Origin of the sequence: Oleiphilus messinensis (genome assembly GCF_002162375.1) — a bacterium.
Taxonomy (GTDB): domain Bacteria; phylum Pseudomonadota; class Gammaproteobacteria; order Pseudomonadales; family Oleiphilaceae; genus Oleiphilus; species Oleiphilus messinensis.
Genome location: NZ_CP021425.1, coordinates 3,451,528 through 3,465,893 on the forward strand (window position 1 = coordinate 3,451,528; position 14,366 = coordinate 3,465,893).

The 14,366-nt window shown below is 48.4% G+C and carries 12 protein-coding genes; 1 reads left to right on the forward strand and 11 read right to left on the reverse strand.

What is annotated here, in order from left to right:
* Positions 1–4: 4 nt before the first annotated feature.
* From flgK to flgB, 10 genes are all read right to left on the reverse strand, one after another.
* Positions 5–2,650: a flagellar hook-associated protein FlgK gene (gene flgK / locus OLMES_RS15075; protein WP_087462023.1), complete on the reverse strand. Its 2,646-nt coding sequence runs from the start codon at positions 2,648–2,650 to the stop codon at positions 5–7.
* A gap of 132 nt (positions 2,651–2,782) precedes the next feature.
* Positions 2,783–3,964 carry a flagellar assembly peptidoglycan hydrolase FlgJ gene (flgJ, locus tag OLMES_RS15080; protein ID WP_087462024.1) on the reverse strand — a complete coding sequence of 394 codons (1,182 nt, stop codon included), beginning with the start codon at positions 3,962–3,964 and terminating at the stop codon, positions 2,783–2,785.
* Positions 3,965–3,976: 12 nt separating this feature from the next.
* Positions 3,977–5,089: a flagellar basal body P-ring protein FlgI gene (locus OLMES_RS15085; protein ID WP_408635097.1), complete on the reverse strand. Its 1,113-nt coding sequence runs from the start codon at positions 5,087–5,089 to the stop codon at positions 3,977–3,979.
* Positions 5,089–5,793 carry a flagellar basal body L-ring protein FlgH gene (gene flgH, locus OLMES_RS15090; RefSeq protein ID WP_087462025.1) on the reverse strand — a complete coding sequence of 235 codons (705 nt, stop codon included), beginning with the start codon at positions 5,791–5,793 and terminating at the stop codon, positions 5,089–5,091. Before flgH ends, OLMES_RS15085 begins: the two co-directional genes overlap by 1 nt.
* Positions 5,794–5,852: 59 nt before the next feature.
* Entirely contained in the window at positions 5,853–6,638 is a 786-nt protein-coding gene (gene flgG / locus OLMES_RS15095; RefSeq protein WP_087462026.1) for a flagellar basal-body rod protein FlgG, read from the reverse strand.
* A gap of 162 nt (positions 6,639–6,800) precedes the next feature.
* Positions 6,801–7,544, reverse strand: coding sequence for a flagellar basal-body rod protein FlgF (flgF, locus tag OLMES_RS15100; RefSeq protein ID WP_087462027.1), 744 nt, complete (start codon positions 7,542–7,544; stop codon positions 6,801–6,803).
* Between the two features lie 117 nt (positions 7,545–7,661).
* Positions 7,662–9,710 carry a flagellar hook protein FlgE gene (locus tag OLMES_RS15105; protein ID WP_087462028.1) on the reverse strand — a complete coding sequence of 683 codons (2,049 nt, stop codon included), beginning with the start codon at positions 9,708–9,710 and terminating at the stop codon, positions 7,662–7,664.
* A gap of 75 nt (positions 9,711–9,785) precedes the next feature.
* Positions 9,786–10,463 carry a flagellar hook assembly protein FlgD gene (locus OLMES_RS15110; protein ID WP_087462029.1) on the reverse strand — a complete coding sequence of 226 codons (678 nt, stop codon included), beginning with the start codon at positions 10,461–10,463 and terminating at the stop codon, positions 9,786–9,788.
* A gap of 20 nt (positions 10,464–10,483) precedes the next feature.
* Complete coding sequence (gene flgC / locus OLMES_RS15115) at positions 10,484–10,924, reverse strand: flagellar basal body rod protein FlgC (RefSeq protein ID WP_087462030.1); 441 nt, start codon at positions 10,922–10,924, stop codon at positions 10,484–10,486.
* A gap of 2 nt (positions 10,925–10,926) precedes the next feature.
* Positions 10,927–11,316, reverse strand: a complete 390-nt coding sequence (gene flgB, locus OLMES_RS15120; RefSeq protein ID WP_087462031.1) for a flagellar basal body rod protein FlgB — start codon at positions 11,314–11,316, stop codon at positions 10,927–10,929.
* Positions 11,317–11,971: 655 nt separating this feature from the next.
* Between flgB and OLMES_RS15130 the strand changes: the two genes are divergently transcribed.
* The gene (locus OLMES_RS15130) at positions 11,972–13,378 is read left to right on the forward strand and encodes an adenylate/guanylate cyclase domain-containing protein (RefSeq protein ID WP_232465120.1); all 1,407 of its coding nucleotides are present in this window, start codon (positions 11,972–11,974) and stop codon (positions 13,376–13,378) included.
* Positions 13,379–13,410: 32 nt separating this feature from the next.
* On the opposite strand, the gene queF is transcribed toward OLMES_RS15130, so the two are convergent.
* A complete protein-coding gene (gene queF, locus OLMES_RS15135) occupies positions 13,411–14,256 on the reverse strand; it encodes an NADPH-dependent 7-cyano-7-deazaguanine reductase QueF (protein ID WP_087462033.1) in 846 nt (281 codons plus the stop codon).
* Between the last annotated feature and the right edge of the window lie 110 nt (positions 14,257–14,366).

Consider the following 14,366-nt stretch of genomic DNA (forward strand, 5'->3'; position numbering starts at 1 on the left):
TCACTTAACGCACTGCATTGAGCAGCGTATCGAACAATTCCTGAGCTACACTCACCACCTGAGCAGAAGCGTTATATGCGGCCTGATACTGGATCAGCCGACCCGCCTCCTCATCGAGGTTTACACCTGACACTTCAGACCATGCGTCTTCCGACTGACGCAACAGAACCTCGCTTGAGTCAGTATCGATCTTCTTCTGGTTGGTAACCGTACCAATGGTTTCCACAAGTTGTGCGTACTCTTCATTGTAGGTATTTACCCCACCATCCAGGGTGCCTGAATTTTCCAGCTGAACCATCGCAAGTGCATTACGGTTGTCAGAAATACCGCCGTTGTTGTATTCGATCATGAAGAAGTCATTGGCTTCCGGCTCCCCGGATATTTGCACCATAAATCCCTTGTATGTTGGCTGTACCGTCGGATTTGCCTGGAAAATATTACTGTTACTGCCAACGAACGAGACGCCATGGGCCATTTCTACATCCACAAAGCCACCGATGGTTGCACCATTCCCGGCATTAACGGTAACCGCTCCGGCACCTGCCGGATCCGGCGTATCCAGATCAACACTGCCCGCCCCGGTGACCTCGACAGTAATATCATCCCCCGTCATCGATCTCAGGGTAATGGTGTTGCCATCACTGACCGCCAAGAGATTTTGCCCCGCCAGATTCGGATTACTGTTGATCGCATCAGCCACATGGTCTGGATCGTAGGGATCGGGTGCCGTTACCGTGATCGCCTGACCATTGATACTTAACCCCATTCCCGCGCCAACAAAATTGGATATTTCCACCACGCTGTATGCTGTTGCGCTGACACCCTCCACTTGACTGAGCTGGTCGGCGATTACCTTTGCACTGTCATTTGCCGCGATATTTACTGTAGAGGTGTTAACCAGCCCGGTGTCCGGGTCACGGTTTGTCACGGTCAATGTTTGCGCGCTGTAACCATTCACAGTAGGCGCTGCCACTACGCCAATGTTCGCAATATCCCCCCCGAGGGAGGACGTCGCGGTTTGCCCTGGATCATTGGCGAATACTTCGTTGGATACCCCAGGAACATACAGGCGGTTGTTCATGGGTGGATTCAATGGCACCGGGTTCGCAGGATCCGTCGCGTCCAGCACCTCGTAGTAACTTTCATTGATGAAGCGCACCATCATCGGTGGGCTCAGTTCGTTGGGCATCGAAAAGGTCGATAATGGCTGATTGGTCAATGGACTGTTCACGTCCAACATCTGGCCCTGACTGATTACACCGCTGCCGGTATTCCCCAAATCAGCATCCGTTCTGATCGCAGAAGCAAAAGCCAATTCCTCAACACGGTCCACCACCATGCCAAAATCTCTGGCACCGGTATGAGTGGGTCTGATAAGAAAGCTGTCACCGACCTGAAAACTGCCGGACTCCAATGTAATCTCAAACCCTTCCACCGAAATGGTACTGGGCATGACCGCCGGCAAACGCCCGGATTGAACCACAGATTCATCGGAATTTCGGATCAACGTATAACTGTTATTGGTAGGCCCGTTAAATTCGAGGGTGTAATCATCGGTTGTAAGCTGGCTGGCATCTTCAATTTCAACAAACAACACCCGGTCATCAGGGTCAGCATTGTTTGGATCGCCATAGACCCGGGCTTCAGCCACTTCCCGATCATTTACATCAGTGAAAAACAAACCGCCTAATCGATCTTCGAGATTCATGCCGACTTCATGCTGGTGGTTCATCGTGTCTGCCAGGCCCACTGCGATTAAACCAATGCCGTTAAAGGCCTGGCTTAACATATTATCTCTGAAATCAAGCAAGGCACCGATTTTACCACCGGTAATTTCACTGGAGATCACCTGAATAGAATCGTCGTCAATGAATGCAATATCACTTTGCAAGGGGTCATTGACACTTTGCACCTGCTGGAGACTGTTATAAACATCACCAATAACCAGCGGTTGCCCATTACCGATAAGTACGTCGACCTCCTGGCTGTTACTGCGCTCGATCACCGTCACATGGGTAAATTCAGCGAGTTCTCGTAACTTTTCGTCTCGCTGATCCAGTAAATCATTAGGAAACTTATCCTGGCCTGACCCCAGAGCCACCGTAATGGCACGGTTTAGCTGAGATATACCCGCAGCGAGACTGTTTATCTCGGAGATATTTGCTGACATCTCCTGATTAATCAGGGTTTGCTGGTCCTCCAGACGGGTATACAACGATGAAAAACGCGCAACCAGGCCTTCAGCTTCGCTCAAAATAAGCTGACGTTCGGGAATCGACGTCGGATCATCCGCGCCACCTTGAAGTGCCGCAAAAAAATTGTTCATGGCGGGTGTAAGCCCGGTAGTAACATCCGCCAGGAGACTATCAAGCTGCTCAATCTGACTCAGGTAGGTATCTTGCTCGTGAAATACGGTTGTATCCGCACGCAGCTGATTCGTCAGGAACTGATCATTTATTCGAATAATATTGGCCGTGTTGGCCCCGGTGCCCTGATAGCCTACGCCGATGTACTGGGATGGATTCGACTCAATGACATTATGCTGTCGGCTATACCCCGGAGTATTGGTATTCACCACGTTATTGCCTGTTGTAGCCAACGCGGATTGATTAACCTTGATACCTGATAAACCAATATTAATTAATGACATCGAATCTTCTCCCCAAATCCGGCATATCACATGCCCAAATCAGGACTGCTCTGTTATACGCTTACACTGAGCGCAGTTGTTGGTACTGTAAATATATTGTTGGAACTTGAAATCAATAGTTGGAACGTTAAATCAATTACTCGACAACAAGGCACTTTGTACAAAATCGCTGTTATAAATCCGTTGTATTTTGTCGCTATATGCCGGATCCGTTGCATATCCTGCATCCTGCAGTTCCCGGGCGAATGCCGCAGGATCATCAACCCACTGTAACGCCTCCTGATAACGCTCATTTCCTTTGAGAAAGCGTGCATAGTCCCGAAAACTTTCATCGTATGAAGGATACGCGCGAAAATATGCCTTCTCCTTCATGGGTATACCTTCCCGGTATTCTGTCGTCGTGATCGCAATACGATCACCTTGCCAACGGCTATCTGCCTTAATACCAAACATATTATGGCTGGGCGTTTCTCCCTGATTGGCAATCATATGCTTGCCCCACCCGGTTTCCAGCGCAGACTGCGCCAACAGAAAGCGGGCATCAATCCCGGTTTCAGCCTCAACCTGTTTCGCGATCGGGTACAATGCTTCTACGAACTGTTCCGGAGACTCAAACTGGTCCGGCAAGATCGACTCAAGCACTTGTTCACCCGTTTCCGTTTCATTCTCAGCGATACCATCAACGTCGATTTCTGTGTCCTCTTCTTCCCGGTCGCGGGTGTTTGTATCCGCGAGTACCGCCGGATTGCTTAAGAGCCGATCCATTCCAGCGACGCCAGCGGCACCTTGATCCAGCTGCTCTTCGGCACTCTCATGACCGGTAACCGAGTCATGACTTGAAGCTGAGCCTGGGTGATCTCGTTTCACCATCTCATCAACCTCGACGACCGCCTCCAGAATCTGAATGGCTTGGGCAGGCATTTCCCGGGCGTAAGACTGAATTCCACCATAATCAATATGGCGCGGTTCATCCGCAGCCTGGGTTACCCCTTCTATTTGTGCTGACATTTGGGTCAACAATGCTTTAGCGATGCCTATACCATTACCTTTTGACAGCGTTTGCGTTAGTTGGCTGTCAAACATTTGTTGGTAGAATTCCATCTGCGAGGAGTTCATGAAATTCCCTTCCGAAAACGCCTTGTTCGCATCCCGCATGCTTTTCATCACCATGTTCAGAAACATGGCTTCAAACTGTTTGCTCACGGTCTCCAAAGCAGCATTCTTGTCGTTTCTGGCCTGCGCCTTCAACGAGTTCAATCCCGAAAAATCGGTGTAGGTATGAACCTGATCGATAACATTCTGTTGCAATGCCATTTTGGATAACCTTTAAATAACGATTAGTTCTGCTTTTAACGCGCCCGCCTGTTTCAGCGCTTCCAGCACGGCCATAATATCGCCGGGTGCAGCACCTACGCGATTTACGGCCTGCACGATCTCATTCAACGTTACAGCAGGGCCAAATTTGAACATCCGGGCAGGCTCCTGTTCTGCATCGACTTCAGACTGGGGAACGACCACAGTCTGTCCCTCGCCAAATGCATTCGGTTGACTGACACCCACATTTTCACTGATGGTCACTACCAGATTACCGTGGGTTACCGCAGCAGGCAGTACTTTGACGTTAGCCCCCACAACAATCGTACCGGTGCGTGAGTTCACAACAATTTTTGCGGCACCTTCACCCGGGTCTACTTGAAGATTTTCCAGAATGGATAGAAACCCAACCCTTGAAGAAGCATCTCTGGGCGCACGGACGCGAATGGAGGTCGCATCAACAGCGCTTGCAGTATGTGGCCCCAGCAGGTCATTAATCGTTTCGGTGACGCGACGCGCCGTCGTAAAATCAGGCTGATGCAGGTTAAACGTTAACGTGTCACCCTGATGGAAAGCATTGGGTGCTGAACGCTCAACTGAGGCCCCATTCGGTATACGGCCCACTACCGGGATATTCACGCTGATACGAGACCCGTCCGCGCCTTCTGCACCAAAGCCACCGACCAGCAGGCTACCTTGAGATACGGCATAGACTTTCCCGTCCGCGCCTTTTAAAGGTGTCATCAACAACGTACCACCCCGGAGGCTTTTTGCGTTGCCGATTGAGGAAACGGTTACGTCAATATTTTGACCGGGTTTGGCAAATGCCGGTAAATCCGCATTCACGGTAACTGCAGCTACATTTTTCAGGCTCGGATCCGTACCCGCCGGAATCGTAATCCCGAACTTATTCATCAAGTTTCGAAATGTTTGATTGGTAAAAGGCGCTTTATCCCCCGTCCCATCCAGACCGACAACCAAACCATACCCAATGAGCTGATTGGAACGAACGCCCGCCACAGAGGCCATGTCCTTCAATCGATCAGCAACCACAGAAAAAGAGGTCATCAACATCAAGAAGCCACAGACCAAAGTGCATCGTTTACTAGATTGAAGTGTCATCATTAGAAAGGCCACCATTCGCTGTTGAACACACGAGAACCCCATCCCATCCGGTTCGCGTCATCAAATTCACCGGTTGCGCCATATGCAATTCGAGCATCGGCAATTTTATCGGAGCGGACGATGTTGTTGTCCGAGATATCTTCAGGTCGAACCAATCCGGTTAATCGAATATATTCATCGCCCTGATTTAACGTTAACCACTTTTCGCCCCGGATTCTTAACAAACCGTTTGGCAGCACTGCTGCAACCGTTACCGCGATGCTCCCGGTTAAACTATTACTCTGATCACTCTCAGCCTCGCCAGTGAATTCCCGCTCCATCTCCAAGTCGGTACCTAAACTCAGGTTATTCATCGACAACGCACTACCCAATATTGAACCTTCATTAAAAGAGGTTCCGGAATCTTTGGACAGCGACGTTTCACTGGTTTTGCTGGACTGAGTTCGCTCCTGGAGCTGGACCGTCAGAATGTCTCCAATTCGGTGGGCAACTTTGTCGGTATACAGGCTATATCCCTGGCCTGCTTGATAAAGTGATCCGTTTACAGGCGCAGGAGGAATCAGCTCTTGAGGTGCTGCAGGTGCATACAACGGATCTCCAGGTACTGGACGTTCTCTGCTCATCGATGCACAGCCAGACAGGGTTGCGATCACAACCACTGTGCAAAATAGGTTTGTAACACCTGAATTTCTTTGATACGTCATAACAATAAACCTGCTTCAAAAAACCGACGGTAAACCAGTTAACCTACCTGATTCCAGATTTAAAGATTGCTCGAGATATACTGCAGCATGCTATCTGCAGTTGAAACCACTTTTGAGTTCATTTCATAAGCGCGTTGGGTGGTGATCATGTTGACTAATTCTTCGACCACTTCCACATTCGAACTTTCGATCATGCCTTGTTCTGTGGACCCAAAACCATCCAGCCCTGGCGTACCTTCGACCGGAGCGCCACTGGCGCCGGTTTCCTTGAACAAGTTATTACCAATGGATTCAAGACCAGCCGGATTGATAAAATCCGTCAATGTAATGTTCCCGATATTGACTGGAGTAGTTTGCCCGGCCACCGTAGCGGTTACAGTTCCATCTTTGCCAATCGTGACCGAGGTCGTGCTGTCCTGAAGTTGAATTTGAGGTTCCAACGGATTGCCACTGGCAGTCACAACCACACCTTCGGAATTAAGGTGAAATTGGCCATCACGGGTGTAGGAAATGCTGCCATCCGGCATCAAGACCTGAAAGAAGCCCCGACCACTGACCGCAATGTCCAGCGGCTGCTCGGAGACCTGCAGGTTCCCTTGGGTAAATTCTTTTTGGGTTCCGACGACACGCACCCCGGTTCCCAGCTGCAAGCCTGAAGGTAACTCGGTATTTTGGGAGGTCAGCCCTCCGGGCTGGCGCTGGGTTTGATACAACAAATCTTCAAACACGGCTCGGTCGCGTTTGAATCCGGTTGTATTCACATTCGCGAGGTTATTGGAAATAGTGGTCAACGCTTTATCTTGAGCGCTTAACCCGGTTTTACTAACCCACAGTGCTGCGTGCATAACGACACTCCTAACAAATCGCGAGGCGAATCGATTAACATCGATCCCGTAACTCGAGAGGAAGGACTTAGCCGCTTTGACGATCCTGCGGTTAGCGCGCCTTAAATCAAGCGGCGCTTTCTTTCCCTCAAGTGACGGTTTTACGCCACATTGATGACTATATTAGGAATTCTGCAATAAGCGTGCCGCTGCTTGAGAATTTTCGTCTGCAGAGCGCATTACTTTCACTTGAAGCTCGTACTGACGGGAGAGAGACATGACTTGAGTCAGGGCATCGACAACATTCACATTGCTGCCCTCGAGGAATCCGGATTCCAGGGTTACCGTAGCATCCGGGACAGGTTGATCAACACCGGGCTTGGGGCGCATTAACCCGTCCAGCCCTTTTTCCATGGTTTTATTGTCAGGCTTGACCATTTGAATACGGTCTATTTCGGCAATCGTCTCAGCACCCTGACCTGCCGGTATAATGGAAATGGTACCATCGCCGCCAATTTCAACTTTGTCTGCCGGGGGAACCACAATCGGACCACCATTGCCTAGCACAGCCAATCCATGGGCGGTTCTCAAAATACCATTCGCATCAATATTAAATTGTCCGTCTCGGGTATAAGCCGGCTGCCCGTCTTCCGCCTGAACGGCAATCCAGCCGTCACCTCTTACCGCGACATCCAGTGAACGGCCCGTCTCGATCATCGGCCCCATTTGGGTATCCGTTGCCGGACGCTCCGACATGGCATAGGCGCGCGTTGGAAAGTGATCACCAAAGACCGGCATACTGCGAGCTTGCTCAAGATCGCGCTTGAAGCCAACTGTGTTGGCATTGGCGAGGTTATTGGCGTGAGCCTGTTGCGAAAGCATGTTTTGCTTGGCACCCGACATTGAAATATATAAGGCCTTATCCATCCTCGGTCTCCTGATTCAGCAGTGTCAAAAAATTGTTACATTTATCGTTATTCACGAGACCGAGCAAATTACACACCAAGTACGGGGCTCTCACCCCGCCTTGTTCAATTCAAATTATTATCTGAGGTTAATAATGGTCTGGGTTACCGAGTCTGCAGTTTCAATGGTTTTGGCATTGGCCTGATAATTTCGTTGCGCAACAATCAGGTTTACCAATTGATCCGACAGGTCGACATTGGATTCTTCCAGTGAAGCGGATTTAATGGAGCCGAGAACACCCGTACCCGGGGTACCTATAATTGGGTCACCTGATTCAAACGTGCTAACCCAAGCAGTGTCACCCACGGGCGACAACCCCTCATTGTCATTGAAGGATGCCATCGCTAACTGCGATATTACTCGAGATTCTCCGTTGGAATATCGCGCAAACATTATTCCCGAATCATCAACATCCAATCCCGATAATCTTCCTGTTGTGAAACCATCTTGCTGCATATCTGCAATAGTGAATGGACTTCCATACTGCGTGAGATTGGTAATATCAATAAAAAAGTTTGAACTGTCAGGTGGGTCAGGTAACGGTAAGACATTGCCTCCATCTGCCCCATTGATCGGCTGATCTGCTCCATTATAATCGCCGTTTGCATCAAGTGGTAACCAGTTCGTAATTATGGGTAGATCTGAGAGGTTTTCCCTTAAATTCCCCTCATTATCAAAAACAAGTGCAAAAGCTTGCCGAGTTGGATCCCCACCAGCAGTAACTGGATCACCAATATCATTCCCATTAATTAACGTGTACATTTGCCATGTATTGGCCTGAGTTGCACTTGTAGCAGCCTGCTTAACAAAGTACATAGATAACACATGTTGATTCCCCAAACTGTCATAAATAGGTGTAGAAGTTGAGTGGTTATATGTTCCTGCATCAGCGGGGTCAAAAACATTATTTAAAAATTGACTTCCCGTTAACCCTGCAGCAGTGATTAAATCAGTATTTACGACATTATTCGTCGGGTCATTATCGCCATCATCATCGAATACTGCTATCGTAGCCCCCTCTTCAGTGATGACAGTCATAATCCCTGAAATTGTTGCATCTGTTCCGTCTGCCGGAAACGTATGGGTTTGAGATGCACCCGCGCCGGCTATCGCACCGGTTGCATCCGCTGGCTGCCCATCCACAGTTAAGCGCTCTAGCTCAACAGTCCCAGCACCTCCTCCAGCATTAAAACTCATCACGAGGTCAGCACCTTGGTTATGTGTCAACACCAAGCGCTCTGATGCAAGCCCTGCATCCTCTACGACAGCATTCACCCCACCTAACGCAGAAGAGTTAATTGCAATAGCAAGGTCTCCAACGGAATCAAGAGAAGAACCGGAAAAAGTAATACCATTGATCGTTAGTGAAGAACTTGCATCAGGTGTAAATGTATCTGCATTAATTGCAACTGAAGTTGTTGCTGTAGCCTCAACACCATCTAAAGCGGTTGTAATTTGTGCTGCATTGGCACCTGCTGACTGTCCAGCAGGAAGTACAAGAGTATCCGTTGAACTATCCGCGTAAGTAACAGTCCAGTTTGTCGCCGGGAAGCTGTTGGTCAAACCAGCATTTATGAAACCAGCCTGAGCACCATCCGTAGTAAATTCAATGCCACGCTCCTCCAGTACGAGCTCAGATGAGTCCAAATTTAGTGACGGCTCGACCAACTGTGTGCGCTGCGGAGCTAAATTCTCATTATTGACTACAATATCATCTCGTATGCCACCAACATTCCCATCTTCGTCTGCCGTAAACCCTTGTAAACGCATTCCCGTGTTATTTACTACAAAACCATCTTTATCAACACCAAACTGCCCTGCGCGGGTAAACTTGGTTTGATCGCCATCCTCAACTATAAAAAAACCATCACCGCTGATGGCGAGATCGAGTCCGCGGTCGGTGAAGTTGATGTTGCCTTGCCCAAACAACTGCCGTACATCCTGGACCTGAACCCCGTCCCCGACCGGGTTAGAGCTTGAACTGAGGAAACTGTTTGCATACAAATCACCGAATTCGACCCGTGACTGCTTGAAACCAACCGTACCGGCGTTGGCAATATTGTTACCGGTCACCTCGAGATCAAGGGACGATGCTTTAAGACCACTGAGAGCAATGTTGAACGGCATAACACACCTCTGCTTTTGTTTCTACACGCGCTTCAACCGACGACGGTTAAAGCGCACTTATATGGGAATTCGATATTAGTTAATTTGTCGTACTTCGCTTAACGGTACAGAACCAACCCCTGCAAGGTTAAGCGTAATGGCACCATCTGTCCCGAGAGACACGCTGTCGACGTTGGAGCTCAGCAAGGTATCAATCTGTTCAGTACCGGACGAATAACTGGCCATAGCTTCAATTTTGTATTTCCCGGGTGGCATTTGCTCGCCATCGCTATTCAAACCATCCCAGTGGAAGGCAACCTGACCGGCAAACTGTTGCCCCATGTCTACCTGCTTGACCAGCTCTCCTGTGGCATTCTTGACCGATACCATGAGGCTTGAAGTGCTTCCGGGCAAATCCACGATACCGGACATCGTGCCATTTGGATCCATCGGACCTTCGCTGGCATTAACCAATACAGACTGACCCACCATTGCCGATGCCTGTAATGCTTGAGTCGAGCGGAACTGGGTTCCGAAATTCTCAACGGTCGCATTTAACCCCTGCATTTCTTCCAGCGCGCTGAACTGGGCTAACTGAGCGATAAACTCACCGTTATCCTGGGGTTCAAGCGGACTTTGATTATTCAATTGCGCCAGCATCAATTCCAGAAACTCGCCTTTACCGAGCTCTCCGCCATCCTTTTTCTTGGAATTTTCTAACGCGTAATTCTGTAAAACTTCAGACCCCTGAGAGGTTGCACCTACACTCGCCATGATCTTGCCCTCGCCTTAAGTTACTGCCCCAGGGTTAAAATGCGTTGCATCATTTGTTTCGCGCTGTTCATTACATCCACATTGGTCTGAAAGCTCCGGGAGGCTGACATCATATCCGCCATTTCCTCCACGACATTCACATTCGGGTAATAGACGTACCCTTGCTCATTTGCCAAAGGATGTTCCGGCTGATAACGCATTTGCAATTGCTCATCACTTTCGACAATGGCTTTGACCTGTACGCCTTTTGATTCAAGATCGTCACCAAACAATGTTGGGCTCTGGTTATGCATAACCCCTTGGTGAATGGTGGCAAAAATTGGCTTTCTTGCGCGATAAACCTCATCTGTACTGCTGCTTGCCGTTTCCGCATTGGCCAGATTACTGGCCGTAGTATTCAAGCGAATGGACTGTGCACTCATACCCGAACCGGCAATATCAAAAATCTGAGACAGTGACATCATCATTCTCCTTTTATCGCGCCTGAAAGGCCCTTAAACTTGCTGTTCAGAAACTGAAAGCTCGCTTCGTAATCCAGATTGTTTTTGGTGTAGGCGGCCAATTCAAGCTGTGTATCCACCGTATTACCATCAATTGCCGGCTGAACGGGATTTCGATACATCAAATCAAACTCTGAAGAAGCACCAGTATTCAAATGCCGAGAGTTGGTTTGCTCCATATCCAGCGTATCTTTCTGGACGCCCTGTAATACGGCCTTGAAGTCAATATCTCGTGCCTTGAAACCCGGCGTATCGGCATTCACCAGATTATTCGCCAGTAATTCCGCACGCTTCACCCGAACATTCAATGCCTGTTCGTGGATACCTAATGCATTTGCAAATGAAATCGCCATATCAACTCCAAAACTATTTGCGGCAAGCTTTCAACTTCACATCCAATAAAGCAATGAGAGTGCCAGAAACCAAAAATCGTCGACACTTAATCGTTATTCTATATTTTACAGATAGTTAGAAGAGAACAGCCCTGCCAGAGAGAAGTAGCTCGCAAAAATTTCGAGCGGAAAGAGGCAAAATACGGCAAGGGATTTCCGTGTTGACGTTTAGGCGCGTGCCGCGAAAGGAACTGGATTTATAGACCTACACCGACAATAGAATTTCATTCCAAAAATGACTTCTTATTCATGGTGAGATTGTCTGGGATCTCGAATACTGATACTCTTTGCCACCGATGGGAAGGGTTTTGGTAAAAAAGAAGAAAATAGAAAATACGATGCGCCAAGACAGGAGCGCCTCAACGCAAAGCCGTTTTGGAGCACCGGGTTTTGTGTGCGTCCCCGCCACTGGAAACAGTTGGATCCTGCCTCATTAAAATTGATGCGCAACACACTGACTACAACCTCAGGCCGGTTTAAAGAGCTGTTTAAGTGTCATTTTGTATCAGTGCTGTTAATATTGTTGATCAAGCGCCATCAAATATTAAAACTCGATTATATTTCAACAAAAATACGATCATTTTGAAGTTTATTATTATCAGGTCACTCTACGTTGATGAATGTAGCCGCGCTGACGAACACTAAAATAAAGCATGCCGAAGCACGAAAACCGGCAGCAATCCCCCCTATGCCAGACTACAACGCGCGCGTTCTGGGATATTTGGCGGGTGCGGCCACATTCATAAGCGGTATTCTCGAAGGCCATTTCGATAGCTATCTCATCTGGTTTGTGCCGGCGGCAATGCTTTGGCCCCATTTCGTTTATTTTGTTGGTCGTTATTTTCGTCGCAGGAATGACCCCGCTTTTCGCCAACGTATTCTGGTAATCGATGCTTTCATCGTAGGCTGCACTTTTGTTGTTCTAGGCTTCAGTCTCACCCCCACCCTATTCATGATGCTTATGCTGCACTTCAGTCTGATTATTGTAGGTGGGATGAAAAGCTGGCTTTTCGGTACACTGGCGTGTCTCTTTGGTATTATTTCCGCGTCGATTGTCTATGGCATTGAGTTGGCTGACGTAACCCCGGTTCCAGTGAGTGTAGTCTCGGGGCTTGGCACAGCAATTTATGTCTGCGTAACTGCATTTTATACTCACCAGCAAGCCCGCGCGCTGGTTCAGGCAAAATATCAAATTCAATTTCAGCGCGAACAATCCATTGCCCTGTCTCACAAACTTGCGAAATATCTGTCTCCCCAGGTATGGCAATCGATATTCACTGGCGAACGCGACGTTCGACTGGAAACCCAGCGTAAAAAACTTGCCGTATTTTTCTCGGATATACAAGGGTTCACAGATCTCGCAGAGGAACTTGAGCCAGAAAGCCTGACCGAGATACTGAATAACTACTTTAATGAAATGTCGCAGATTGCACTCAAGTATGGCGGCACCATCGATAAATTTGTTGGCGACAGCATTATGATTTTCTTCGGCGACCCAACCAGCCGAGGCCCGAAACAGGACACCCTTGCCTGCGTCGGAATGGCGATTGAAATGCGCAAACATATGAAGATTCTGCGTCAAAAATGGAAAAGCCAGGGTATTCGCACCCCCTTACAAATTCGTATGGGGATCAGCACTGGCTATTGTACAGTCGGTAACTTCGGGGCTGAGAACCGAATGGATTACACCATCATCGGTAAAGAAGTGAACCTGGCCAGTCGCCTTGAATCACTTTCTGAATCTGGCGAAATACTGGTGTCTTATGAAACATTCTCGTTAATCAAAGATACAATCATGTGTCGAGATAAGGGCGAAATCACCGTAAAAGGCTTCGCAAAACCGGTTCCTATCTATCAAATCATCGACTTCCGTCGTGATATCGGCGGTAATCAAAGCTTTATGGAACATGAAAAGGAAGGTTTTGCGATGTATCTGGATACCGATAAGGTACACACTCAGGACCGTGAAACCGTTATACTGGCCCTTGAAAACGCCGCTCAAAAGCTGAAGCAAGCTGACTGATCATAGCCAGAATTCACGCGTACCCTGGCACTTTATTGCCGCTCTGTCCTGCTAAAATCAAATTGTCGGGTATTACTACTGCTGCGATAAGGATTGATATCCATCCCGCCGCGACGGGTATAGCGCGCCCATACCGTTAATTCCTGAGGCTGTAAATGGCGCATCAGATCAACATAGATTTTTTCAACGCAGTGCTCGTGAAAATCCTGATACTCCCGGAACGAGATAATATATTTGAGTAAGCCCTCGGGATCCGGGGCCTCTCCTTGCAAATCGATATACACCGTAGCCCAGTCTGGTTGTCCGGTAACAGGACAGTTTGATTTGAGCAGATGACTCAGATAGCGATAGTGACCCGACTGGCTTCCCTCATTCAAACTCAAGTGCTGAGGATTGTATTGATAATCATCAATCGTAACATCCAATTCGTCCAATAATACAAACTGATCCAGCGCATTTGATGGCGTGTCCCGCCCCTCACCCGTCAGGTAACGGCTGACCGGGTGTACATCAACACTGACCGCGCAGCCCACTGCACCAGCCAGATCTTTTTGCAATTGCACTCTAACCTCATGAGAGGATGCAAAGCGTGTTTGATTGTAAGAGTTCAGGTATAACTTGAAGGACTTGGATTCAATGATGTATCGGGATTCACAAGGAAAGCGAAATACCGCGATCGCCACTTGAGGCTTACCCTGATAATCGAGCCAGGATAATTCATACCCCGTCCACAAATCGATACCGAAAAATGGTAATTCGGTTCCAATATTCAGCTCTTCCCGATTTAGCGCCCGCGCTATCGGGAACAGTAAACTGGGATCATACTCCGACACATATAAAGTCTGTTTGCCCAAAGGGGCATTTTTCAATTCACTCATGGTTACTTCATGTACTGCTTGTTGAAAAAGTTTTTGATTAAAATGAGACCAAGTCTATCAATCGCTTTGGCTGTCACACTCTAATTATCGGTCACTCTCTAATCATCGGT

Coding starts and splice junctions, on each gene's coding strand:
- flgK (WP_087462023.1), bottom strand. CDS start 2,650: ATGTCATTAATTAATATTGGTTTATCAGGTATCAAGGTTAATCAATCC.
- flgJ (WP_087462024.1), bottom strand. CDS start 3,964: ATGGCATTGCAACAGAATGTTATCGATCAGGTTCATACCTACACCGAT.
- OLMES_RS15085 (WP_408635097.1), bottom strand. CDS start 5,089: ATGATGACACTTCAATCTAGTAAACGATGCACTTTGGTCTGTGGCTTC.
- flgH (WP_087462025.1), bottom strand. CDS start 5,793: ATGACGTATCAAAGAAATTCAGGTGTTACAAACCTATTTTGCACAGTG.
- flgG (WP_087462026.1), bottom strand. CDS start 6,638: ATGCACGCAGCACTGTGGGTTAGTAAAACCGGGTTAAGCGCTCAAGAT.
- flgF (WP_087462027.1), bottom strand. CDS start 7,544: ATGGATAAGGCCTTATATATTTCAATGTCGGGTGCCAAGCAAAACATG.
- OLMES_RS15105 (WP_087462028.1), bottom strand. CDS start 9,710: ATGCCGTTCAACATTGCTCTCAGTGGTCTTAAAGCATCGTCCCTTGAT.
- OLMES_RS15110 (WP_087462029.1), bottom strand. CDS start 10,463: ATGGCGAGTGTAGGTGCAACCTCTCAGGGGTCTGAAGTTTTACAGAAT.
- flgC (WP_087462030.1), bottom strand. CDS start 10,924: ATGTCACTGTCTCAGATTTTTGATATTGCCGGTTCGGGTATGAGTGCA.
- flgB (WP_087462031.1), bottom strand. CDS start 11,316: ATGGCGATTTCATTTGCAAATGCATTAGGTATCCACGAACAGGCATTG.
- OLMES_RS15130 (WP_232465120.1), top strand. CDS start 11,972: ATGAATGTAGCCGCGCTGACGAACACTAAAATAAAGCATGCCGAAGCA.
- queF (WP_087462033.1), bottom strand. CDS start 14,256: ATGAGTGAATTGAAAAATGCCCCTTTGGGCAAACAGACTTTATATGTG.